This window comes from Ruegeria lacuscaerulensis, from assembly GCF_013031245.1.
Taxonomy (GTDB): Bacteria; Pseudomonadota; Alphaproteobacteria; order Rhodobacterales; family Rhodobacteraceae; genus Ruegeria; species Ruegeria lacuscaerulensis_C.
This window is the reverse complement of the sequence record NZ_WPZL01000002.1, coordinates 95396-119004: the sequence shown is the minus strand read 5'-3', so window position 1 is coordinate 119004 and position 23609 is coordinate 95396. Positions and strand designations below refer to the sequence as shown.

Here is a 23609-nt window from a genome sequence, read left to right as displayed (position 1 = left end):
AACTCCGTTTTCCCGCCCCAACATAGGTGATCTGCGCGGCAACAAAAGGGCCGCGCGATCACTCTTCTTCGAACAGTTCGGTCTGATCCTCGTCCTGGTCTTCTTCGCGCCCTTCCCCCAGAGGGATCGTGCCCGGAGGTGGCCTGTTTTCCAGCAACCCGGCGGCCCGCAGCTCCTTGAGGCCCGGCAGGTCGCGGGCGTTTTCCAGCCCGAAGTGATCCAGAAACTGTGGCGTCACCACAAATGTCACCGGCCGGCCCGGTGTCATCCGACGACGGCCCAGTCTGATCCATTCCATTTCCAGCAACTGGTCAATCGTCCCACGCGACACCGAGACACCGCGGATTTCTTCGATCTCCGCCCGCGTGCAGGGCTGATGATAGGCCACGATGGCCAGTGTTTCGATCGCGGCACGGCTGAGTTTGCGGGTCTCAACCGTTTCCTTCTGCATCAGGAACCCCAGATCGGGGGCTGTTCGAATAGCCCAGGCTTCACCGACCTTGACAACGCGGACACCACGCCCCTCATACCGTTTTTGAAGCATTTCAACCGCTTGTACTGCATCGCTGCCATGCGGCATCCGCGCCTCCAGGTCGGCAATGGTCACCGGTTCGGCACTGGCAAACAGAACGGCCTCGACCATACGTTCCTGTTCGGCCAGAGGGGGGGCTTCGAACAGGGTGCCGGTGCCTTCTTCTTCGGTGGCGTCAGTCACGTGTTTCAGTCCTCTTACGCAGATGGATCGGGGCAAAGGTTTCGCTTTGCTTGATTTCCATATGTCCTTCTTTCACCAGCTCTAGCGAGGCCGCAAAGGTCGCCGCCGTGGCCGAGCGCCGACGCACCGGATCAGCGTCCCAACCATCGGGCAGATAGGTCTCCATATCCGTCCATGCGCCCGCAAACCCGATCAGCGGGCGCATCCGCTCCAGCGCCTGCTCCATGGTGAAAACAGCATCTCGGTCCATCACAAAGGGGCGGAATTCGTCGCGGGTGCGGATGCGAGCATAACCCTGCATCAGGTCCAACAGGGTCGCAGAATAAGTCACGGTGCGGATTCGGGTGATGTCCTCGCCCTGACCGCGTTTGAAGAAATCGCGTCCCAGCTGGTCCCGCGCCATCAGGCGCGCGGCGGCGTCGCGCATGGCCTGCAGGCGCTCCAGCTGAAACGCCAGATGCGCGGCCAGTTCCTCCCCCGAAGGGCCTTCGTCATCCGGGTCGGGCGGCAGCAGCAGGCGGGACTTCAGAAAGGCCAGCCAGGCGGCCATCACCAGGTAGTCGGCTGCCAATTCGATGCGCAGCGCACGCGCCTTTTCAACAAAGGCCAGATACTGCTGCGCCAGAGCCAGAACCGAGATTTTCCGCAGGTCGACCTTTTGCGTGCGCGACAGCATCAGCAACACGTCCAACGGGCCCTCGAACCCGTCAACGTCAACGATCAAGGCTTCGGCCGCAAGACGATCCGCGACCGAGACCGGGTCTTCGCTGAATAGACTATCGTTCATACACCTGCCCGCCCATTAGGCGAGATAGTTCCGCCTCAGCCGCGGGGATGTCAAGTTCCGCGGGCTTCCGCCGCATCGCCAGCGCCCGTTCTGCGCGTTTCTGTGCCTGCTCTGTCATCTCTCCGGCGGCATCCAGCACTTTTGCGCGGGCCTCGAAAGAACCGTTGCAATGCAGAACCACATCACACCCGGCATTCAGTGCCTGGAGCGCTATCTCTTCGGGCGCGCCGCTGAGGGCTTTCATCGAGATATCGTCAGTCATAATCAGGCCATCAAAGCCGAATTCTTCGCGGATCAGGTTGATCATCGTATGCGATATCGTGGCTGGGCGCGGGTCGATCCGATCATAGACCAGATGCGCGGTCATCCCCATTGGCAAGTCATTCAGAGCCTTGAACGGGGCGAAATCAACCTGTTCCAGTTCGTCCTGCACCAAGTCCACATGCGGCAGCTCAAGATGGCTATCCTGGGTCGCCCGCCCATGGCCCGGTATGTGTTTGATCACTGGAAGGACGCCCCCATCCAAATGCCCTTTGGCTACAGCCCTACCTGTCGCGGAAACCGCTTTGGGATCAGACCCATAGCAGCGGTTCCTCAGGAACGGGTGCGTTTCATCCCGAGCCAGATCCACCATCGGGGCACAATTGCTGTCGATGCCCAGCCCGAACAGTTCGTTCGCTATCAGGCGGTAACGCAGATACATGGCGCGTTCGGCCTGATCGCCCGCGCGTTCCGCGTGGTTCAAGGGCGGCATCCATTCCCGTGCCAATGGCGCGCGCAGGCGCTGCACACGGCCGCCTTCCTGATCGATGGTGATCGGGCAATTGCGCCCCACCGCCTCGCGGAAATCGTCGCACAGGGCACGGACCTGATCGGCCGTATCGATGTTGCGGGCAAACAGAATGAACCCGAAAGGGTTCTTCTGGCGGAACAGCTTCTTTTCCTCGGGCGTCAGGCGCAGGCCTTCGGCATCGGTGATCGCCGCGCCGAATGTCACCGCGCGGCAACCGGAATACAGTCTGCACCCTGAGCCTGCAGCGCTGCGCAGAACTGGCGCGAGTCACTCAGATCTTCAAAACCCAGGACACGCAGGCGGTAAAAGGTGCGCCCACCACTTGAGGTTTTCTGGATAACGCGCTGTTTTCCATCCATATATTCACCAAACCGACCATTCAGACGATTCCATTCCGAACGGGCCACATCCGAGCTTTCATACGCCCCCAACTGCGCCATACGCGTCCCCTTGGACAGCGAATTCGGGTCCACATCCAACCCAACGGCCGCTTTGACTGCGGCATTTATCGCAGCCTCTGTATTGCTGTTCGGGGTTATGCGGCTGGCTGTTGCCCGGGCCGGGCGGGTGATTGGGCGCAAAGACCGGCGGACGCCCGGCAGAGCCACCAGTTCCGGGTCAGGCAGTTGCGCAGCCAGATCAGCCGGGTCAATCGCGGGTTCTTCCTCGGGTATGGACAGAGCGGCCAATTGCACGCCCTGGTCTTCCGACTCCTCGGCTTTTTCGGCCTCACCCGCCAACTCCGCGACCAATGCGTCTACCGAGCTCTGACGCAGTTGAGCCGCTTCCTGATTGGAAATCTCTTCTTCGACCACATGCACTGCTTTGGTCGGTTTCAGCGGTTCGACCGGTGTATCCTCGTCCGTCAACGAAACCGGGCGCGGCGCGAGAATCAGACGATCTGCCGGTGGCGCGGCCGTTCCGACAGCTGCGACTGCGTTAACGGCCAGGCCCTGATGGTCCGCTGGGGTTCCGCCGGGGTTTTCGGGCTGAATACGCATCGGTCCTTCGATGGCACGCACAACCGGCACACCGCTGACATCCCGCATTACCAGCTTGTAACCCCAGACGCCAATCCCGGCGACCAATGCCAGAGAGGCAACCGCACCCAGCGCATTGACAATTCGACCCAGCCCCACTGCACGCGGAGCCACTTCATAGTCCTGCATGTCGTCGGAGTACTCATACCCATCCTGAAGATGGGGCTGATTCGTGTAATGCATCTGCTCGGGGCGCGCTTGCCCCGAGTAATCGTAACTTGCCATATGCGCCTCACCGCCCGTTTCGCGCCTAATACAAGGGCGCGCGGGTCATTTCTTGCCTACCTCGTACCGGCGGTTCGGGCGGTGTTTGTTACCGCATCTCCTGCGCCGGAGTGACGCCAAGAATACCTAAGCCTGCTGAAATCACAACAGAAACGGCCCGGGCCAACGCGATTTTTGACTGGCTTGTGGCAACATCGCCATCCTGGATAAAGCGCAGTTGGGTTTCATCGTTGCCCTTATTCCAAAGCGCATGGAAGTCGCCTGCAAGCTCGTACAGGTAAAACGCAACGCGGTGCGGTTCATTCGTACGCGCAGCGATTTCGACCAGACGCGGCCATTCCGCCAGCTTCTTGGCGACCGTCAGTTCCGAAGCGTGGTCAATCTTGCCCAGATCGGCGCCCTTGAGGGTCGCATCGTCTGCTGCGATATCCGCATCGGCGGCACGGCGCAGCACGCTCATGACCCGAGCATGGGCGTATTGCACGTAGAAAACCGGGTTTTCGCGGCTTTGCTCCAGCACCTTGTCGAAATCGAAGTCCAGCGGCGCGTCGTTCTTGCGGGTCAGCATGACGAAGCGGGTCACGTCCGGACCAACCTGATCGACCACATCGCGCAGGGTGACAAAGTTCCCGGCCCGCTTGGACATCTTGAACGGCTCGCCATTCTTCCACAGCTTCACCAGCTGGGTCAGCTTGATATCCAGCGGCACCTTGCCATCGGACAGGGCCGACACAGCCGCCTTCATACGTTTGACATAGCCACCGTGGTCGGCACCGAACACGTCGATCAGCGCGTCAAACCCACGGGTCACCTTGTCATAGTGATAGGCGATATCCGGGGCGAAATAGGTCCAGCTGCCATCTGATTTCTTGACCGGGCGGTCGACGTCATCGCCATGCTCGGTCGACTTGAACAAGGTCTGTTCACGCGGCTCCCAATCCTCGGGCTTTTTGCCCTTTGGCGGCTCCAGCACACCTTCGTAGATCAGGCCTTTGTCGGTGAGAGACTTCAGCGCGGCCTCGATCTTTCCAGTGCCATAAAGAGACTTTTCCGAGAAGAACACGTCCATCTCGACGCCCAGCGCCTTCATGTCGGCACGGATCAGATCCATCATCGCATCGGTTGCAAAGTTGCGCAGATCCTCAAGCCAGTCGCTTTCGGGCTTGTCGATCAGGCTATCGCCATATTTCTCTTTCAGCGCCTCACCGATCGGGATCAGGTAATCGCCGGGATACAGACCCTCGGCAATCTCGGGGCTCAGTCCATTGGCCTCGCGATATCGCTCATAGGCCGAGCGTGCCAGCACATCGACCTGCGCGCCACCGTCGTTGATGTAGTATTCGCGGGTCACATCATGGCCCGAATAGGCCAGCAAACTGGCCAGAGCGTCTCCGAACACAGCACCGCGCGTATGGCCTACATGCAAAGGCCCGGTCGGGTTGGCAGAAACGTATTCCACGTTGACTTTCTGACCATGCCCCATGGTCGAGCGCCCATAATCGGTACCCTTCTCCAGCACGGTTGCCAGAACACCCTGCCAAACTGCCGGCGCCAGCCGCAAGTTCAGAAAGCCCGGGCCAGCCACTTCGGCGCTGGTGATCCGCTCATCCTCTGCCAGCTTTCCGGCAAGCACATCGGCAATGTCGCGTGGTTTCATCTTGGCCGGTTTCGCCAGCACCATCGCCGCGTTGGTCGCCATGTCGCCATGCGCGGCATCGCGCGGAGGCTCGACCGCCACGTTGTCAAAGCTCAACCCCTCAGGCAGTGCATCTTCGGACTGCATCTGTGCCAGCGCGTCCAGTACGAGGCCGCGGATCTCGGAAAACAGGTTCATTTCGGATGTCCTTTTGCTTGCCCGGCGGTTTACCACGCAAAGCGGCAAGGTCAATGGAAGCGAACAGTTTAGGCTTGGATTAGCCGTAAGCCGGGCTAATGTCGGTGGAAATTCCTAACCGGAGACCCATCCATGCGCCTTGCCCTGCCCCTTGCTTTTGTCCTGACCACCTCGCTGCCGGTCTGGGCAGAGATATCCGCGCCACAGGGACATGTGCTGTTGACATTGGGTGGAGCCGTTACCGAAACCAATCTGCCTGCACGAGGGGAGAATGACGGTGGTTTGCTTGGGTTTCTCGAAGTTCAGCACAATGGTGCCACGGGTTTCGACGCCCCCATGCTGGACGGGCTGAAACAAGTGGAAATCACCATTACTTACGGTCCGGAAGGCAATCAACGCGACATCACTTTTTCCGGCCCGCACTTGTCTGAAGTCATGATCATGGCAGGTGCCGAAGGTAAAACCGCGAAGCCCATGGCCATGGATGGCTATCAATCCGAAATCCCCTGGGACAGCATCACTGCGCATCAACCCATCGTTGCGACCCATGCAGACGGAATCCCGATGGGCATTGGTGGCTATGGCCCAACGATGATCGTATTCCCACCGACAGACGATACTGATCTGGCACAGGAGCAGGCTGGGCAACAGGTTTGGGCACTGGCCTATATCGGAGTGGAGTGACTACCTGCCCGTCAACCTTTTGTGGTCTTGCAGCGCGAACCGGTCGGTCATCCCGGCAATATAGTCCGACACGATCCGGGCCAGCGCCGTTTCATCTCGGGCAGCCTCGATATCACCATGCCACCGTGTGGGCATCTGCTTGGGGTCATTGAGGTAGATTGGAAACAGATCCTGAACAACCGCGCTGACTTCGGCCCGAACCTTCATGACGCTGGGCGCGCGATACATCCGGGTGAACAGGAAAGCCCGGATTTCCTTGAGCTGCGCCCAGAGGCCAGTCGAAAACTGGATCACCGGATGCCCCAAATGCCGGATCTCTTCGACGGATTGCGCGCCTGAATCGGCGATCAGTCCGCGCGAGGTGTCGATCACGTCCGACACCATGACGCCAAAGACGCGCCGCAACGCTTCGTGCCGGCGGCGGTACGGGTCCAGTCCGGGGTATCTGCGGTCCACCTCGGCATAGCACTCACCCACGATCGGCAATTGCTGGATTTCGTCATCCGTGAACAGGTTAGCGCGCAGACCATCCAACAGATCGTGGTTGTTATAGGCGATGTCATCCGAGAGCGCCGCCACCTGCGCCTCGGCACTGGCGTGGGTGTGCAGTTCCAGATCAAAGCCCTCGTTGCACTCGGCCAGCGCCCAGGGCAACTCCCCTGTGACTGGCCCATTATGCTTGGCAATCCCCTCAAGGCATTCCCATGTCAGATTGCAGCCGTCGAATTCGGCGTAATGACGCTCCAGCCTGGTCACAATCCGGATGGCCTGCGCGTTGTGATCAAACCCGCCATAGGGGTTCATAAGCGCATGCAGCGCGTCCTCGCCTGTATGGCCAAACGGGGTGTGGCCAAGGTCATGTGCCAGAGCGACCGCTTCGGTCAGTTCGGGGTTCAGCCCCAAAGCGCCCGATATCGTGCGCGCCACCTGCGCCACTTCGATGGAATGGGTCAGACGCGTGCGATAACTGTCGCCCTCATGCTCAACAAACACCTGTGTCTTATGCTTGAGCCGCCGAAACGCGCTGGCGTGAATGATCCGATCCCTGTCACGCTGAAAGCATGACCGGAAACTGCTTTCCTCCTCTGGCACAAGCCGCCCCCTTGCGCGGCCTGGATCCGAGGCAAAACCCGCTCTGTCCAAAGGTCATGTCCTTGTCGCCTGTCCTTGCACTTTCTATATTGTAAGGCGTAAAGGAAATAAACCTTTGGAGACCGGCATGAATCTGCCCCCCACAGTCACAGAACGCGCCTTTGACCGTCTCGCCGAGATCGGCGCAGCGGATCAGGGTCAGGCCCTGCGCGTCGCAGTGGAAGGCGGCGGATGTTCCGGTTTTCAATACGAAATCGCTCTGGACGAACCCAAAGAAGACGACCTTGTGCTGGAAGGCAAAGGCCAAAAGGTGATTGTCGACTCGATTTCCCTGCCGTTTCTGGAAAACGCGGTGATTGATTTCACGCAGGAGTTGATCGGGGCGCGGTTTGTGATCGAGAACCCCAACGCCACCTCGTCCTGCGGCTGCGGCACTTCATTTTCAATGTGACCTTGCCCTGACCGCGCGGTTGAGGGATAGATCAACCGGCAGCCAGCCGGAGGATCGCGCATGAAAATCGCCACGTTCAACATCAACGGCATCAAGGCGCGGGCCGAGGCCCTGCCCCGTTGGTTGGATGACGCCCAGCCCGACGTCGTGCTGCTGCAAGAGATCAAGTCGATCGACGAGAACTTTCCCCGCGAACTGTTCGAAGAACGCGGCTATAACGTCGAAACCCACGGGCAAAAGAGCTTCAACGGCGTGGCGATCCTGTCCAAGCTGCCGGTTGAGGACGTGTCTCGTGGTCTGCCCGGCGATGACGAGGACGAACAAGCACGCTGGATCGAGGCCACTGTGATCGGCAAGCAGGCGCTGCGCATTTGTGGGTTGTACCTGCCCAACGGCAACCCGGTGCCTGGCCCGAAATATGAGTATAAATTGGCCTGGATGGAGCGGTTGTATCACCGTGCGCGCGATCTGATGGTCAGTGAAGAACCTGCGCTAATGGCAGGTGATTATAACATTATTCCGCAAGCAGAGGACGCAGCACGCCCCGATGCCTGGCGCGAGGACGCCTTATTCCGGCCGGAAAGCCGGGCAGCTTTTCGCAAGATCCTGAACCTTGGGTTTACCGAAGCCTTCCGTGCCCGCACTCAAGGGGCCGGACATTATTCGTTCTGGGATTATCAGGCTGGTGCATGGAACAAGAATGACGGGATTCGGATCGACCATTTCCTGCTAACACCGCAGGCCGCTGATCTGATGCGCGACTGCCGGATCGATGCCGAAGTGCGCGGGCACGAAAAACCCTCCGACCACGTGCCGGTCTGGGTCGACCTTGATCTGTGACGGCTCAGGTCGTTGCGTCGTAGCTGTAAATCCACTCGTAGCGTTGTGCCAGCCGCGAGCCCACGGCCATCAATGCCGCTTGCGCGGCCAATCGCATGGGGCCGCTCAGATGGAAGTTGCGCGCGTTTGCGCCTGCCGCGGCGACCACTTGTTGCGCCCTCGGGCGACGGCGCGCTTCGTAGGCGGCAAGGGCCAGTTTTACGCCTGACTGCTCTTCGAACGACCGGATCAGAATCCATACATCCTCCAGCGCCAGACACGCCCCCTGTGCCATGAACGGCAAAGTCGGATGTGCTGCATCGCCCAACAGAGCCAGGCGTCCGTTTTGCCAGCATTGTGCCACAGGACGCAGGAACAGAGCCCATAGATGGCTCTCATTCACCTCAGCCAAAATATCATGTACCGGCCCGCCAAAATCTGCAAATCGCGCGCGCAGGTCGTCCGGATCGCCTTGCAGGCGCCAGCCCTCTTCCTGCCAGTCCGAACGTTCTTCGATCGCTACAACATTCATCAAGGACTGGTCACGTAGCGGATAAGTGACCACGTGCCGCTTTGGTCCCATCGTCAGCGAGGCGCGTGGTGTGTCCTGACACTGCGACCAGGGGATGGTTGCCCGCCAGGCGATCTGATGCGTGAATTGCGGATTTTCGACACCGTTCAGGATCGGGCGGATCGCGCTGCGCCCCCCGTCCGCGGCAATGGCACATTCAGAGCGCAGCCGCTCTCCGCTGTCCAATATCACTTCGGCCTCGGTCGGGTGCTTGAGAACCCGCGTCACCCTTGCGTCCAACCGAATCTCAACACCCGCTTTCAGGGCGGCCCGGTGCAACAGTTCCAAAAGATCGGCGCGGTGGTAATAGTAAGTCGGACCAGCGGCAGGGCCGGGAAGATGGCTGATGATGCGCCCCTTGCGGTAATCCCGCAAGATCGTGCCGTGCGAAATCTGCCCGGCTTCAGGCACCTTGCCAACCACATTCAGCGCGCGCAGAACAGCCATCCCGTTGGCGCTGATCTGCAATCCGGCGCCGACTTCTGTTAACGCAGAAGCCTGCTCCAAAACGGTGACCTGAGCACCACGTTGCTGCAACGCCAGAGCAGCGGCCAGACCACCGATCCCGCCTCCGATGACACTGAATTTCAGACCGTCCAATTTCATGGCACCGGCTTAACGCAAAAACGCCGGAGCAAAAGGCCCCGGCGTCAAAGTTTTCCAGTTTTTCCAGCGATCAATCGTCGCGGTGGACTTTCTCGCGACGCTCGTGACGTTCCTGCGCTTCAAGCGTCATGGTCGCGATCGGGCGCGCATCCAAACGTTTCAGCGAAATCGGATCGCCCGTCATCTCGCAATAGCCGTATTCGCCTTCCTCGATGCGGCGCAGAGCCGAGTCGATCTTGGCAACCAGCTTGCGCTGACGGTCGCGGGTGCGCAACTCCAACGCGCGGTCGGTTTCCTCGCTTGCGCGGTCTGCGACGTCCGGAATGTTTCGGGTGTTGTCCTGCAACCCTTCAATCGTGTCGCGGCTGCCCGCCAAAAGCTCGTTTTTCCAGTCCAGCAGCTTACGGCGAAAATACTCTAACTGCCTGTCATTCATAAATGGTTCGTCTTCGGCTGGACGATAATCCTCAGGCAGAAAAACTTCCTGCTTCATATTTGCTCCCTCGGTATGGCCAGAAACGTCGGTCGCGATGGTATCACCTGACATTTGGCACTCCCTTCTGCGGAGCGTGTATCCGAGACGCGTGAGAATGTCACTACACAAACGTAGCGCTGGCGCCCCGTTACTCCGACTTGTCTAAATATGAGACATATAACAACAAAACCTTGTTTTTCTATGGAAAATGTCAGGCCATTTCAGGGCAACCCACAACCAAGGCGGCATCCGATTACGGGCGAATCAAGCAGAATGGACTGGACTCGTTGCGAAATTCGCACCGCGCGACGTGACGGCCCCGCTTGTCAAAATGATCGCGCCTCTGTAACCCGGACACCACAGTTTGCGCGAAACCAGACGAGGGGCCGATGACCGCACGTTTCAAAGGGACAGCAGAATATGTTGCCACGGACGATCTGACCATTGCAGTGAATGCCGCCGTGACGCTGGAACGTCCCCTGCTGGTCAAGGGCGAACCCGGAACCGGCAAGACCGAGCTGGCCAAGCAGGTAGCGGGTGCACTGGGTCTGAAGATGATCGAGTGGAACGTCAAATCGACCACTCGTGCGCAACAGGGCTTGTACGAATACGATGCCGTCAGCCGCCTGCGCGACAGTCAGTTGGGCGAAGAGCGTGTGCACGACGTGTCGAACTATATCCGCAAAGGCAAGCTGTGGCAGGCCTTTGAGGCAAACGAAAAGGTCGTTCTGCTTATTGATGAAATCGACAAGGCCGATATCGAGTTCCCCAACGATCTGCTGCAGGAACTCGATAAGATGGAGTTCTACGTCTACGAAACAGGCGAGACGATCCAGGCCAAGAACCGACCCATCGTGATCATCACCTCGAACAACGAAAAGGAACTGCCGGACGCGTTTCTGCGACGGTGTTTCTTTCACTACATCCGCTTCCCTGACGAGGCCACCATGCGTCGCATCGTCGAAGTACACCACCCTGGCATCAAGGATGCGTTGCTGACCACGGCTCTGACCCAGTTCTACGAAATCCGCGAGACACAGGGGTTGAAGAAAAAGCCATCCACATCCGAAGTGCTGGATTGGTTAAAGCTGTTGCTGGCCGAAGATCTGACTGCTGAGGACCTCAGGCGGGACGGCGCCAATGCTCTGCCCAGGCTGCACGGCGCTCTGTTGAAGAACGAGCAGGACGTCCATCTGTTTGAGCGTTTGGCCTTTATGGCGCGCGGCAAACGCTGAGATAATTGAACATCCGCTGATCGCTGCTTGCCATGTGGGGGACCGGATGTCAGCATTGCCTGGTGACTGCCCGGTTTCGCCGGGCGTTTTTTGGCGTGGTAAGACGGGGCACTCTGTTGGCTGATACTCTGAAGATCCGGGCGTTGCGGCCCGAAGACCGGGCTGAATGGTCGGACATGTGGCGGGATTATCTGGCCTTTTACGAAACAACCGTTCCGGATGATGTCTACGACAGCACCTTTGCACGCTTGCTGGGGGACGATCCGAACGACTTTTTCTGCTTTGTGGCGGAAACTGGCGGTCAATTGGTTGGCCTGACCCACTATCTGTTTCACCGCCATGCGTGGAAGGTGGAGTCCGTGTGCTATCTGCAAGACCTCTACGCCCGGCCCGAGGCTCGTGGAACCGGTGTCGGGCGCGCGCTTATTCAAGCCGTATACGACGAGGCTGACAGGAAAGGCGCACCGTCGGTCTACTGGCTGACGCAGGATTTCAACCATACCGCCCGCAAGCTCTATGACCGCATCGGCAAGCAAACGCCATTCATCCGATATCAGCGCCCATGATGCGATGGGTGGTGATCCTTTCAGGCCTGGCATTGGCCGGATGCGCGTCGGTGGAGCCGACGGAAATTTCGACCAGAGTTCAGGCGATCGAGGAAACACTACCCCCACCCAAGGCTTTCACCCGCTCGTCCCCGCGCGCCCCGGCCAGATCGAATGCGAATATCGGGGCTGACTTTGTTTCGCTCCATTTTGCGCTGGAAGGTGGCGCGAAACTGCCGATTTTCACGCGATTTGAAACTCCGATCACGGTACGGCTGACAGGTTTGCCAACGGCTTCGATGCAACGAGATCTGACCCGGTTGCTGACCCGTCTGCAACGCGAGGCCGGGATCGACATCAGCCAAATCCAGGAAGGTCAGGCAAACATTACCATCGAAGCCGTCAGCCAGGAGCAGATCCATGAAATCCTGCCGCAAGCGGCCTGTTTCGTCGTGCCCAATTCCTCAAGCTTCGAAGAGTATCGTCGCGACCGGCGCAAACAAAAGAGCAGCTGGACCCGGCTGCGAAACCGCGAGCACTTGGGCATCTTCATTCCTTACGACGTCAGCCCGCAGGAGAAACGCGACTGTCTGCACGAAGAGATCGCGCAGGCACTGGGGCCGCTGAACGATCTGTATCACCTGCCGGATTCGGTGTTCAACGACGATAACATCCACACGGTTCTGACCGGATTTGATATGCTGATCCTGCGCGCAGCCTATGCGCCCGAATTACGCAGCGGTATGACCCGCGAACAGGTCGAGGCCGTTATACCAGGCGTACTTAGCCGCCTGAACCCGCGCGGAGACACCCTGCCAGTTCAACCGAACTCAGAAACACCGCGCAAATGGATAAATGCGGTTCAAAATTCATTGCGGGCCAATCGAAGCACGCAAAGCCGCCTGAGTTCCGCTGAAAGGGCTGCCCGGATCGGGAAAGAACAGGGCTGGACTGACCACCGCCGCGCCTATCCGCATTATGTGCTGGGTCGTATGAACCAGTTCGAAGACCCTCAGAAAGCGCTGCAAAACTATGAGATAGCCATGCAATTTCTGCGCGCGACGCCCGGAACCGAAGTGCATCAGGCCTATGTGACAACCCAAACGGCTTCCTATGCCCTGGCACAGGGCAGAGGCCCTGCGATTCTGCCCGATCTGGACAACGCCATCGAAGTAATGACAAAGGCTGAAAACGCCTCGCAGCTTGCCACGCTGTTGTTGCTGAAATCCGAGGCGCTGTCGCAGGCCGGTCGCCTCAACCAGGCACGTTCCGTCAGGCTGGACAGTCTGGGGTGGGCGCGGTACGGCTTTGGCTCGGATACAGTGGTCCGGTCGCTGATGCATGAAACTGCGGAAAACACTCCGGAAAACGAGAGGCAAATAGCGAAAAGATGATAGTGGTTCTGGGAATGGCGTTACTGGGGGCGATCCTTGGTGCGCTGACAGCGCGCAAACGCAATGGCAGCGGGGCGGATATGGCCCAATACGCCGCCGGTTACGGTATCGCCTTTGCGCTGGTCGGGTTGATCCTGTCCCTGATCCTTGTGCGTCTGGTGGTATGATTGATGTTCCTCCCCTTTTTCGAAAACCTCCGCAAAGCAGGCATTCCCGTATCGTTGCGTGAATATCTGACCTTTCTGGAAGGCATGAAGAAGGGGCTGGCAACTTATGATGTCGAGGCGTTCTACTACCTCGCCCGCGTTTCGATGGTGAAGGATGAACGCAACATCGACAAGTTCGACCGCGCCTTTGCCGCCAGTTTCGAAGGGCTGGACGAGATCGGTTTCGAACAGGTGCTTGAGGCTGTCGATATCCCGGCCGACTGGCTTGCCAAGATGGCCGAAAAGCACCTGTCCGAGGAAGAAAAGGCCGAAATCGAGGCCCTTGGCGGCTTTGACAAGCTGATGGAGGCTTTGCGCGAACGGCTTAAGGAACAGCAAGGCCGCCACCAGGGCGGCAACAAGTGGATCGGCACCGCCGGGACATCTCCGTTCGGGGCCTATGGGTACAACCCCGAAGGCGTGCGCATCGGCCAGAAAGAAAGCCGCCATCAACGCGCGGTCAAAGTCTGGGATAAGCGTGAATTCAAAAACTTAGACGACACAGTTGAACTGGGTACGCGCAACATCAAGGTGGCCTTGAAACGCCTGCGCCGCTGGGCGCGCGAGGGCGCAGCAGAGGAATTGGATCTGGACGGCACCATCCGTGCCACCGCCGAACACGGCTATCTTGACGTCAAAACCCGGCCCGAGCGTCACAACGCGGTCAAGGTGTTGTTGTTTCTCGACGTGGGTGGCTCGATGGACCCGCATATCAAGGTGGTCGAGGAACTGTTCTCGGCGGCCCGGTCCGAATTCAAGCATCTGGAATATTACTACTTCCACAACTGCCTTTATGAAGGCGTCTGGCGCGACAACCGCCGCCGCTGGGACCAGCAGACGCCAACCCACGAAGTTCTGCGAACCTACGGCCCAGACTACAAATGCATTTTCGTCGGGGATGCCTCGATGAGCCCCTACGAGATCGCCTATCCCGGCGGCGCGAACGAGCACTGGAATCAGGAGGCCGGACAAGTCTGGCTGCAACGCGCACGGGATCAATGGTCGTCAAACCTGTGGATCAACCCGGTGCCCGAGAAGTATTGGGAATACACCCACTCCATCGGCATGATCCAGGAGATATTCGAGGATCGCATGGTACCGATGACACTGGCCGGACTGGAACAGGGGATGCGCGAACTGACGCGGTGATCCCGGTTCACCCGCTCATACGTGATTGGCGATTGCCTATACCCTTGAGATGCAGCGGATATCCTTCTGGCGCACTCATCGGGTAATGACGCGGTAGAGTCTGGGAATTCCGGGCGCAGCGCGGACCGTGGTAGGATGTACCATTCAAATTTGTCGGAAAGGTACTGATTATGATCATTCGAATTTTTCAGGTTGTGACGCGCCCCGGTAAAGAAGAAGAGTTTGGCAGGTTTTTCCGTGAAACGGCTATTCCGCTTATGAAAGGCACCAAGGGCATCGTGAACGTTCTGCCTGGTGCGCCGCGAAAAGAAACCCCCAGAGAATTCAGCTTTGTGATGGTGTGGGAGAGTCTTGACGCACTGAAAGCCTTCGTCGGTGAGGATTATGCAAGCCCGCATATCGACCCTGCCGAAGCTGAACTGGTCGAAAGCAGATCGATAAAACACTACGATTTGGTCGAAGCCTGATTTCTATCACCTTCAGTTCAACCTGCCGTCAATCAGAGGTTTTGTGTTGCCCTGACCGGGTCGTACGCCCATATCTAAAGCATGCTTCGCTTAACCCCTATTTTGCTGGCCATTGCTTACGCCGTTGTCATGTACCGGATATCCGTCTGGCGCACACATCGCGAGTTGGATGCCAAGTCCACCGAACTGGCCGACCCAGCGCTGAAACGCATGACCGACCGGCTGGCGGCAGCGCTCGAGATCGACCGGGTGCCTGTCTACATTTACGAGATCGACCCGGTGAACGGGCTGGCCGCGCCGGACGGGCGGATTTTTATTACCCGCGGGTTCTATCGCAAGTTCAATAACGGAGAGGTTTCGGCCGAGGAAATGGCCAGCGTTATCGCACATGAACTGGGACATGTGGCGCTGGGGCATGCGCGAAAGCGGATGATCGACTTTTCCGGTCAGAATGCGCTGCGGGCAGCGTTGATGATGCTGCTGAACCGCTTCATTCCTTTCATCGGTGCTTGGATAGCCAATATGCTGACTCACCTTCTCGCCTCGCGCCTGTCGCGGGGGGATGAGTATGAGGCGGATGAATATGCAGCCGCATTGCTGACTAAAGCCGGGATTGGAATCGGGCCTCAGAAATCACTGTTTCACAAGCTCGAAGATCTGACGCAGCAGCGCGCGGGCGTTGTTCCCGCTTGGTTGATGAGCCATCCGAAAACCGACGAACGCATTGCTGCGCTGGAGGCACTGGAACAGCGTTGGGGTGCGGCGGACAGGTAGCGCAGCGAGGGGCTGGACTCTCGCACTCCCCAAGGAGTTCTTGGCCAAGTGAAATCGAGACAGTTTAGATGGTGAGGGCCTTACCCAGTCGCGGTAAGCGGGCTTTTTTCATCAGCGCGCGCAGGGTCCATTGATCGCCGGATAGCCGGTTGGCCTCGGCCAGAACACGGGTGGCGATATCAGTCATACCTTCGGACTCTGCTAGCCAGAAACCGTGCAGCAGGCCGTCAGGATCGCGACGATCCAGCCCCTCTTCGGACAGGATATTTCTGGGAAAATCCTTGGCGTTGACGGTAACGATCACGTCCGCCGAGGTGGCCACAGCCGTTGCCAGCACATGGGTATCGGCACTGTCAGGCAACCAAAGTCGTTGTTCGATACCCGGTGCCGGCGGGTGTTCAGCGCCGGGCCAATGCGCTTGTGTCAGCGCAATTTCAGCGCGGGCCTGCGCTTCTCCCTCCGGGCCAAGCTTACGCGCGGCCCGGGCCCATTCTTCGAGAATACGGGCGGACCAAACAGGCGTGAAATGACCCAGTCTGGCGGCGCCCAGCAGCATCTCTCGCATCACCGTGGGGTAAATGACGCAGGTATCCAGAACTGCCTTCACAACCGGTAGAACACGGCTTTTAGGTAGCCGCTCTCGGCCAGTTGCGGCAATTGCGGGTGATCGGGACCAGCAAAGCCCGTGTGAATCAGCTGCGCCTGCCGCCCTGCCCGGCCAATCCCGCGCGAGGACGCATCGCGGAACCGTCCCAGATCGGCGGCATGTGAACAGGAGCAAAGGCCAAGATAGCCGCCCGGCTTTACCAGCGGCGCAGCCAATCGGGCAATGCGTTCATAGGCGCGAAGGCCCGCGTCCAGCGCCTGTTTCGAGGGTGCAAAGGCGGGCGGATCACAGATCACCACATCGAAACGCGCACCTTCCTCGCCTAATTGGGTCAGCACGTCAAAGGCGTCTCCCTGACGGGTCTGGAACTTGTCCGAAAAGCCCGACGCCTGCGCCCCTTGTGCAGCCAGTTCCAGAGCTGCGGCCGATCCGTCAACCGACAATGCCTGCCCAGCGCCGCCCGCGAGCATCGCCAGTCCGAATCCACCCACATGGCTGAACACGTCCAGCACTTGAGCGCCGGGCTGAACCAGCCGCGCGGCGAAGGCATGGTTGGGGCGCTGATCATAGAACAGGCCGGTTTTCTGGCCACCAGTCAGATCAGCCATATAGGTCGCTCCGTTCATTGGCACTGGCAGCGGCGCATCGGGTACAATACCGCGCAAGATTTGATTGACGTCGTCCAGGCCTTCAAGACCTCGCGTACGGCCCGACGCGTTTTTCAGCACAGTCGTCACGCCCGTGACGGTAACCAGCGCTTCGGTCAGGGTCTGCAGATGCGTCTCGGCCCAGGCGGCGTTGGGCTGGATCACGCAGGCATCACCAAATCGGTCGATGATAACACCGGGAAAGCCATCAGCCTCGGCGTGGATCAGGCGGTAATACGGCGCATCAAACAGGCGTTCGCGCATCTCCAGCGCACGGCGCAGGCGGGTTTCGAACCACTCGGCGGTCAGCTGCGCATCCAGGTCACAGTCGAGCACCCGGCACATGATCTTGGACTCGGGATTGACCGCAACCAGCGCGATGGGCGCGCGTTTCTCATCCTCTAGTATCGCGAGTTCTCCCGCCGCGATCTTGCGGGTGCGGCGGTCGGTGACGATGTCGTTGGCATAGACCCAAGGAAATCCATGGCGCAGTCCGCGCGCATTGGCTTTGGGCTTCAGACGGATACGGGGGCGATTGGTGACTTGGGTCATGACGCCCTCATAGTGATGAACACGTCGGGGGGAAAGCCCTAGCGCGGCCGGGATCGCCAGCCGCCGCGCCGTTTCGGAGCCTGAGCGGATTGCAGGCTCTCGGCCAGCACCTGAGTCATCGGGTGGTCCGCGTCTAGCGCCGAGTAAGACGCATGCAGTTCTGTCAGCGCCTGCGCCTGATTCCTGTCCGCAGGCAGGCTGAGCGCCCAGTCCAGAAAGATACTGCGGCATTCCGGCAGCGTGATGCCCTCGATGCGATACGCCTCGCGGATCAGGCCCTTGTGATCGTTTGGATCGTCACTGCGCGCCATCTTCACCCTCCTTGATCACGCGGCCGATAATCCCAGCGGCGGTGCTGTAACTCTCTTGCAGCGCGGCTTGCAAATGTTCGACCTGCTCGAACCCCGTGGCCCGGCACAGAAAGGCCGAACCGCCCTCGCCGATCTTGTCGGCTTCGATGACCTTCCCGGACAGCAACCGTGCTGCGCATTGCACGGACCAACATAGGTCGTAACAGTCCTTCAGCGTCTGCGCCTGAGCGACGTCCAGCAATTCGGCTGCGACAGCACCATCCAGCCCGGCATGAACATTGCGCTGAGTTACACCGGACAACAACGCGCCAGTTTCGGCGGCCAGTTCGATATCCATCATCCGACCGGGACCGTTCTTGGCATCCCAAATGCCTGCGGGCGACTTTGCCGCAGCAAGGCGGGCACGCATTTCGGCCACTTCGCGCAGTACCTTCCGGCGGTCCTGAGATTGCAAAAGGAACTCGTCGCGGAAGGATTCGATATCCTGCGCCAATTCGGTGTCTCCGGTGACCACGCGGGCGCGGGTCAGGGCGAGGTGCTCCCACACCCAGGCTTCGTTGCGCTGATAGTTGGTAAAGCTGGCCCAGCTTGTCGCCACCGGCCCCTGGTTGCCCGAGGGGCGCAAGCGCATATCGACCTCATAAAGCCGACCTTGTGACATCGGTGCCGACAGTGCGGTGATCAGCGCCTGTGTAAACCGCGCGTAATAAGTACGAGTGGCCAGCGGGCGTGGACCGTCTGACATGTCCTGATCAAGCGGGTCGTAGATGACAATCATATCCAGATCGGATTGCGAATTGATTCGCCCTGCCCCAAGCGAGCCCATGCCCAACACGGCTGCGCCCCGTCCCGGCGCGGGCCCGTGTTTCCGCGCAAATTGATCGGTCACACAAGGCAAAATCGCGGCGATGACCGCACCCGCAAGTTCCGCGTATTGCCGCCCGGCCTGCACCCCGTCAATCAGCCCGCGCAGGTGGTGAACGCCGATGCGGAAATGCCATTCCTTGCACCAGCGGCGAGCGAAATCGAGTTGGGTCTCGTAGTCAGTCTCCTGTTCCAACGCCTGTGACAGCTCGGCCTGCAACGCCGCCTGACCCGGCCACTCGTCAAAGAAACTACCGCCGATCACTGCGTCGAACACCTCGGCGTTGTGCGACAGATGTGCCGCCAATGCGTGCGACGTACCCACGATATCGACCAGCAGGTCGATCAGGTGCGGGTTTGCTTCGAATAGGGAAAACAATTGCACGCCTGCGGGCAAGCCCGACAGAAATCCATCCAACGCCCGCAGCGCCTCATCCGGTTGCGCGGTTTTGGAAAGGCGCGACAGAAGTTCGGGTTTGAGCCTCTCGAAAATCCGCGCACCACGCTGCGAACGCAGAGCCGGATAAGTGGGCCAGCGGGCCAGCACGTTCTGATCGAAATCCGCCTCACGCGACGGTGCGGGCGTCGAGGAGCCGGGTGCAAAGAAGCCTTCCGTCAGTTCATGCACTTCGGTCAGACGGCGGGTCAGGTCGGCGGTCAGCTTGGCACTGTCGATCCCCATCAGACAGGCGACGCGCTCGATCCCGTCCTGTGATTTCGGTACCTTATGGGTCTGAGCGTCATGCACCATCTGAATGCGATGTTCGACCTCGCGGTGAGCACGGTAGTGATCGGTCAACTTGTCGGCGACATCCTGTGGAACCCAACCTTTCCTGGCAAGCGCAGCCAGACCGGGCACCGTACCCCGCACGCGCAGATCCGGATCACGCCCTCCGGCTATCAGCTGGCGGGTCTGGGTAAAGAATTCAATCTCGCGAATACCACCCTGCCCCAGCTTCATGTCGTGGCCCGGAATGGTCAGAGCACCCCCGGTGCCTTTGTTCTCGCGAATGCGCAATCGCATGTCATGAGCGTCCTGAATGGCCGCGAAATCCAGATGACGACGCCAGACAAAGGGGCGCAGCGTGTCCAGAAAGCGCTGTCCGGCGGCGAAGTCCCCGGCACAGGGGCGCGCCTTGATATAGGCGGCACGCTCCCATGTGCGACCAAGGCTTTCATAATAGCGCTCGGCGGCTTCAGCTGCCATGCAGACCGGTGTCACCGCGGGATCGGGTCGTAGCCGCAGATCAGTACGGAATACATAACCATCGGCGGTCTTGTCGCTGAGCGTGGCACAGAAATTGCGTGTGGCCCGCACCATGCCATGGCGCGCGTCATAGAAATCATCAGGATCAAACCGGGTCTCGTCGAACAACACGATCATGTCGATATCCGAACTGTAGTTCAGCTCGTGCGCGCCCATCTTGCCCATGGCCAGAATGATCATCCCACCGGCGGTTTCGACGTCATCCGGCCCCATGCCCGGCAGCTTGCCGCGCCGGATCAGCGCCACGATCTCGGCCTTGGCGGCCACATCCGCCGCCAATGCCCCGAAGTCCGTCAGAGCCGCCGTCACCTTTTCCAAAGGCCACGCCCCCGACAGATCAGCCAGAGCGGTCAGCAGCGCCACGCGTCGCTTGGCCTGCCGCAGTCCGGGCTTCAACTGATCCGGCTGCAACACGCGCGCGTCCGTCATCACATCTGCCAGCGCCTGATCCGGTTGCGCCAGTGCCTGCGGCAACCAGACTTTCTCTTGATCAATCAGACTTTTGAGGTAGGGGCTGGAACCTGCAGCACCGGCAATCAGTTCCCCCTGTTCCGGCGCGATATCCGGCACGGCAGCACGCGCGTCCTCGCCCAGTGACGGATCAAAAGCGCGCGGCGCGCGGAGAACAGCGAGAGGTCCGGTCATTTGCCCTCCAGCGGCGTGTCCTGACTAAAACTGTTGACCCAAACGTCGTGCCGGCGTTCCCAAAGGGACGAAATCAACATCGCCTCCCACTTCTCCGCGCCCGGACGCTGATAGTCCGCGCGGTAAGACAGCAGCACAACCTCAGAGGTCAGCACCCGCAGCCGCGTTTCGCTCAACTCATAGCGGGCCATCGTCGGGGCGTCGGCAAACTGCCCGACATGCTCGTCCCGATTAGCGAAACCCGTCGGGTACACCCCAAGGAAATCCGTGCTCAACAGCGCCCGATCCGCGGCGCTATTGCCATCGACCAGAGCCTGCCAGACCTGCTTTTCAAGACTCAGGATATCATCAAGTGCCGGCGGAGAGGTGTTTTCTACATGTTGCATAGGCGGAAAGTGCGCCCGTTCCGGGGTAAGGTCAACCGCTGCGTTTCCAGAAATGTAAATCATTTTCACATTACCCCCTTGTATCCCGCCCGGGCCACCCCATCTAGACAATGTAAACGCAATTTACATCAACCCGGAGAACCCAAATGACCGCATTGTCCGACCACGCCGTCCCCGAAAATCCGGGATGGTTTTCCCGTGCCGAATCCTGGCTTGACGACAAGGGCAAAGGGGCCTGGATCGCCGTTATGGTCCTTGGTTTCATCTTTTTCTGGCCGGTAGGCCTGGCCCTTTTGGCCTATCTGATCTGGAGCAAACGCATGTTCAGCAAGTCCTGTAGCCGTCGCAAATCCTGGCAAAGCCACATGAGCGCAATGAAGCCGTCGGGCAACAGCGCCTTTGACGCCTACAAAGCCGACACCCTGGCTCGACTGGAGCGCGAACAACAGGATTTCGAGGCTTTTCTGCGCCGCTTGCGCGATGCCAAGGACAAAGCAGAGTTTGACCAGTTCATGGACGAACGCGCCCGCGAAAACCGCGATGAGGCCGATAACGGCGACCGCGCCTGATCCAGCCTTGCCCTGTCCCGTCTTTCGGGACAGGGTTACCTCAGACAATTACTCGGATTTCACTTTATGACCCACCTGCCCGACCCCGACAGCCAGCCTGAATTCTATCAGTCAGTGGCTACCAAACGCTTTGTCGCATGGCTGTTCGACATCGCTTTCATCTCGCTGCTGTGTACCGTGGCGATCCTGCTGACTTTCGGCATGGGATTCTTCGTACTGGCGCTGATCTACGGGGTGATCAGCTTTGTCTACCGGGTAGTCACCATTGCGAACGGCTCGGCCACACTCGGCATGCGCTTTATGGGCATCGAACTGCGCGACTCATTCGGAGCCCGCATGGATCTGGGCAAGGCAGTGGCCCACACAGCCGGTTACTTTGTCAGCATGACCTTCTTTGTGGTCCAAATCATCTCGGTCATCATGATGCTGGCCAGCGCACGTGGACAGGGTTTGACGGACTCGTTCCTTGGAACGGTGATGATCAACCAGCGGGCCTAAAAATCCGCGCCTTGAATCACTTGGCGACTAAAGGAACCGTTGTTATCATCCGGTCTCAGGAAACACGGGACCTTCATGCGACACACGCTGCCAATAGCGCCACAATTCTATGTGACGGCACCTCAGCCCTGCCCTTATCTCGAGGGCAGGATGGAGCGTAAGCTGTTCACAGCCCTTCAGGGCGAAGGTGCGGACCAGCTGAACAACTCTCTGTCGCAACAGGGGTTTCGCCGGTCCCAGAATGTGCTTTACCGCCCGTCCTGCACCGATTGCGCCGCGTGCCTGTCCGCGCGCATCAATGTCTCCGCTTTTCTCCCCAGCAAAAGTCAAAAGCGGACCGTCAAACGTAACGCGCATCTGAAGCGGCGGGCGAATTCGCCCTGGGCGACAGATGAACAGTACGACCTGTTCCGCCGCTATCTGGACACCCGCCACGCGGATGGCGGTATGGCCGATATGGACGTATTCGAATTCGCAGCGATGATCGAAGAGACTCCGATCCGCAGCCGCGTGGTGGAATATGCCGACCCCGAGACGGGCAACCTGATCGCCGTCAGCCTCACCGACGTTCTGGATGACGGGCTGAGCATGGTCTATTCCTTCTATGACCCCGACCAGCGACAGAATTCGCTGGGGACGTACATGATCCTCGATCATATCGACATCGCGCGAGAGGCCGGATTGCCTTATGTCTATCTGGGCTATTGGGTACCAGGCAGCCCCAAGATGGGGTACAAAGCCCGCTTTTCCGGATTGGAAGCCTATATGCAGGGCGGCTGGAAACGCATTCACAACCCGGCCAAGCTGACAGATGCCAGCCATCACCCCCTGTCCACGGCGCCGATCGCCGAGCAGGTCGCCAATATCCAATTGCCAGACCGCCACCCGACCAAAGGTTAAATCCCAATGCAACAGAGCCTTTTCGCCGCCACCCTGGTGGTGCCGGACTATGATGACGCGATTTCGTTCTATACCCAAACCCTGCGTTTCACCCTGTTGCAGGACGTAGATCTGGGCGACGGCAAACGCTGGGTACGCGTGGCGCCTCAGGGTTCGGGCGGAGGGTCCCTGTTGTTAGCCAAAGCAGTCGGAGCAGAGCAAATCGCGGCAATCGGTAACCAGACCGGAGGCCGCGTGGGGTTCTTTCTGGAAACCGATGACTTCGCCCGGGATCATGCCCGGATGCTGGCCAAGGGTGTGTCGTTCGAGGAAGACCCGCGGCATGAGCCTTACGGCACGGTGGCCGTCTGGCGCGATCCGTTCGGTAACCGTTGGGATCTTATCGAGTTCAGTTGATCCGGTTCTTCAACCGGCCCCAAATTCCTCAGGGGTGAATTTCTCAAAGGCAGTGAAGGGGCTGGCCCCTTCACGCAAATTCCAAAGCAAAGGGGGCCAAAAGGC

At 59.4% G+C, this 23609-nt stretch carries 27 protein-coding genes; 14 read left to right on the top strand and 13 right to left on the bottom strand.

Annotation, left to right across the window (positions count from 1 at the left end; genetic code table 11):
- Positions 1-58 precede the first annotated feature (58 nt).
- From scpB to argS, 5 genes are all read right to left on the bottom strand, one after another.
- Positions 59-715, bottom strand: coding sequence for an SMC-Scp complex subunit ScpB (gene scpB / locus GOX66_RS03155; RefSeq protein ID WP_170759522.1), 657 nt, complete (start codon positions 713-715; stop codon positions 59-61).
- Positions 708-1502: a segregation and condensation protein A gene (locus GOX66_RS03150; protein ID WP_170759519.1), complete on the bottom strand. Its 795-nt coding sequence runs from the start codon at positions 1500-1502 to the stop codon at positions 708-710. The genes scpB and GOX66_RS03150 overlap by 8 nt, the downstream gene beginning before the upstream one ends.
- The gene (gene nagZ / locus GOX66_RS03145) at positions 1492-2499 is read right to left on the bottom strand and encodes a beta-N-acetylhexosaminidase (RefSeq protein WP_170759517.1); all 1008 of its coding nucleotides are present in this window, start codon (positions 2497-2499) and stop codon (positions 1492-1494) included. The genes GOX66_RS03150 and nagZ overlap by 11 nt, the downstream gene beginning before the upstream one ends.
- On the bottom strand, positions 2496-3560 hold the full coding sequence (locus tag GOX66_RS03140) for an SPOR domain-containing protein (RefSeq protein ID WP_170759515.1): 1065 nt from the start codon (positions 3558-3560) through the stop codon (positions 2496-2498). The genes nagZ and GOX66_RS03140 overlap by 4 nt, the downstream gene beginning before the upstream one ends.
- A gap of 88 nt (positions 3561-3648) precedes the next feature.
- On the bottom strand, positions 3649-5394 hold the full coding sequence (gene argS / locus GOX66_RS03135; protein WP_170759513.1) for an arginine--tRNA ligase: 1746 nt from the start codon (positions 5392-5394) through the stop codon (positions 3649-3651).
- Between the two features lie 132 nt (positions 5395-5526).
- Between argS and GOX66_RS03130 the strand changes: the two genes are divergently transcribed.
- Complete coding sequence (locus GOX66_RS03130; protein WP_170759511.1) at positions 5527-6078, top strand: putative pterin-binding protein; 552 nt, start codon at positions 5527-5529, stop codon at positions 6076-6078.
- On the opposite strand, the gene GOX66_RS03125 is transcribed toward GOX66_RS03130, so the two are convergent.
- Positions 6079-7221, bottom strand: coding sequence for a deoxyguanosinetriphosphate triphosphohydrolase (locus GOX66_RS03125; protein WP_170759509.1), 1143 nt, complete (start codon positions 7219-7221; stop codon positions 6079-6081).
- Between the two features lie 76 nt (positions 7222-7297).
- Here GOX66_RS03125 and GOX66_RS03120 point away from each other — a divergent pair, with 76 nt between their 5' ends.
- A complete protein-coding gene (locus GOX66_RS03120; protein ID WP_170325221.1) occupies positions 7298-7621 on the top strand; it encodes a HesB/IscA family protein in 324 nt (107 codons plus the stop codon).
- A gap of 60 nt (positions 7622-7681) precedes the next feature.
- Positions 7682-8461, top strand: coding sequence for an exodeoxyribonuclease III (gene xth / locus GOX66_RS03115; RefSeq protein ID WP_170759506.1), 780 nt, complete (start codon positions 7682-7684; stop codon positions 8459-8461).
- A gap of 4 nt (positions 8462-8465) precedes the next feature.
- Here xth and GOX66_RS03110 read toward each other — a convergent pair whose 3' ends face one another.
- Positions 8466-9617, bottom strand: a complete 1152-nt coding sequence (locus GOX66_RS03110) for an FAD-dependent monooxygenase (RefSeq protein WP_170759504.1) — start codon at positions 9615-9617, stop codon at positions 8466-8468.
- Between the two features lie 70 nt (positions 9618-9687).
- Entirely contained in the window at positions 9688-10110 is a 423-nt protein-coding gene (dksA, locus tag GOX66_RS03105; RefSeq protein ID WP_068332636.1) for an RNA polymerase-binding protein DksA, read from the bottom strand.
- Positions 10111-10481: 371 nt separating this feature from the next.
- Here dksA and GOX66_RS03100 point away from each other — a divergent pair, with 371 nt between their 5' ends.
- From GOX66_RS03100 to GOX66_RS03070, 7 genes are all read left to right on the top strand, one after another.
- Positions 10482-11327 (top strand): AAA family ATPase, encoded by an 846-nt coding sequence (locus GOX66_RS03100; RefSeq protein ID WP_170759502.1) that lies wholly within the window; start codon positions 10482-10484, stop codon positions 11325-11327.
- Positions 11328-11443: 116 nt separating this feature from the next.
- A complete protein-coding gene (locus GOX66_RS03095) occupies positions 11444-11893 on the top strand; it encodes a GNAT family N-acetyltransferase (RefSeq protein ID WP_473773007.1) in 450 nt (149 codons plus the stop codon).
- Positions 11890-13266: a DUF2927 domain-containing protein gene (locus GOX66_RS03090; RefSeq protein WP_170759500.1), complete on the top strand. Its 1377-nt coding sequence runs from the start codon at positions 11890-11892 to the stop codon at positions 13264-13266. The genes GOX66_RS03095 and GOX66_RS03090 overlap by 4 nt, the downstream gene beginning before the upstream one ends.
- Positions 13263-13433 carry a hypothetical protein gene (locus GOX66_RS03085; RefSeq protein ID WP_170759498.1) on the top strand — a complete coding sequence of 57 codons (171 nt, stop codon included), beginning with the start codon at positions 13263-13265 and terminating at the stop codon, positions 13431-13433. Before GOX66_RS03090 ends, GOX66_RS03085 begins: the two co-directional genes overlap by 4 nt.
- A gap of 3 nt (positions 13434-13436) precedes the next feature.
- The gene (locus GOX66_RS03080; RefSeq protein ID WP_170759496.1) at positions 13437-14621 is read left to right on the top strand and encodes a vWA domain-containing protein; all 1185 of its coding nucleotides are present in this window, start codon (positions 13437-13439) and stop codon (positions 14619-14621) included.
- A gap of 170 nt (positions 14622-14791) precedes the next feature.
- The gene (locus tag GOX66_RS03075; protein WP_170759494.1) at positions 14792-15088 is read left to right on the top strand and encodes an antibiotic biosynthesis monooxygenase family protein; all 297 of its coding nucleotides are present in this window, start codon (positions 14792-14794) and stop codon (positions 15086-15088) included.
- A gap of 81 nt (positions 15089-15169) precedes the next feature.
- Complete coding sequence (locus tag GOX66_RS03070) at positions 15170-15862, top strand: M48 family metallopeptidase (RefSeq protein ID WP_170759492.1); 693 nt, start codon at positions 15170-15172, stop codon at positions 15860-15862.
- Positions 15863-15926: 64 nt separating this feature from the next.
- On the opposite strand, the gene GOX66_RS03065 is transcribed toward GOX66_RS03070, so the two are convergent.
- Genes GOX66_RS03065 through GOX66_RS03045 form a run of 5 tightly spaced genes read right to left on the bottom strand, consistent with a single transcriptional unit; the run spans position 15927 to position 21204 of the window.
- Positions 15927-16469 (bottom strand): RSP_2648 family PIN domain-containing protein, encoded by a 543-nt coding sequence (locus tag GOX66_RS03065; RefSeq protein ID WP_170759490.1) that lies wholly within the window; start codon positions 16467-16469, stop codon positions 15927-15929.
- The gene (locus GOX66_RS03060) at positions 16466-17668 is read right to left on the bottom strand and encodes an RSP_2647 family RNA methyltransferase (RefSeq protein WP_170759488.1); all 1203 of its coding nucleotides are present in this window, start codon (positions 17666-17668) and stop codon (positions 16466-16468) included. Before GOX66_RS03060 ends, GOX66_RS03065 begins: the two co-directional genes overlap by 4 nt.
- Positions 17669-17706: 38 nt before the next feature.
- Positions 17707-17979, bottom strand: coding sequence for a hypothetical protein (locus GOX66_RS03055; RefSeq protein ID WP_170759486.1), 273 nt, complete (start codon positions 17977-17979; stop codon positions 17707-17709).
- Positions 17966-20755, bottom strand: coding sequence for a [protein-PII] uridylyltransferase family protein (locus tag GOX66_RS03050; RefSeq protein ID WP_170759484.1), 2790 nt, complete (start codon positions 20753-20755; stop codon positions 17966-17968). Before GOX66_RS03050 ends, GOX66_RS03055 begins: the two co-directional genes overlap by 14 nt.
- Positions 20752-21204, bottom strand: a complete 453-nt coding sequence (locus GOX66_RS03045) for a nuclear transport factor 2 family protein (protein ID WP_170759482.1) — start codon at positions 21202-21204, stop codon at positions 20752-20754. Before GOX66_RS03045 ends, GOX66_RS03050 begins: the two co-directional genes overlap by 4 nt.
- An 83-nt stretch (positions 21205-21287) precedes the next feature.
- Here GOX66_RS03045 and GOX66_RS03040 point away from each other — a divergent pair, with 83 nt between their 5' ends.
- The 4 genes from GOX66_RS03040 (at position 21288) to GOX66_RS03025 (ending at position 23504) form a co-directional block, all read left to right on the top strand.
- Positions 21288-21710 carry a DUF2852 domain-containing protein gene (locus GOX66_RS03040; RefSeq protein WP_170759480.1) on the top strand — a complete coding sequence of 141 codons (423 nt, stop codon included), beginning with the start codon at positions 21288-21290 and terminating at the stop codon, positions 21708-21710.
- Between the two features lie 66 nt (positions 21711-21776).
- A complete protein-coding gene (locus GOX66_RS03035) occupies positions 21777-22208 on the top strand; it encodes an RDD family protein (protein WP_170759478.1) in 432 nt (143 codons plus the stop codon).
- 75 nt (positions 22209-22283) lie between these two features.
- Positions 22284-23108: an arginyltransferase gene (locus GOX66_RS03030; protein ID WP_170759476.1), complete on the top strand. Its 825-nt coding sequence runs from the start codon at positions 22284-22286 to the stop codon at positions 23106-23108.
- Positions 23109-23114: 6 nt separating this feature from the next.
- Positions 23115-23504, top strand: coding sequence for a VOC family protein (locus tag GOX66_RS03025; protein WP_170759474.1), 390 nt, complete (start codon positions 23115-23117; stop codon positions 23502-23504).
- The last annotated feature ends 105 nt before the right edge of the window (positions 23505-23609 follow it).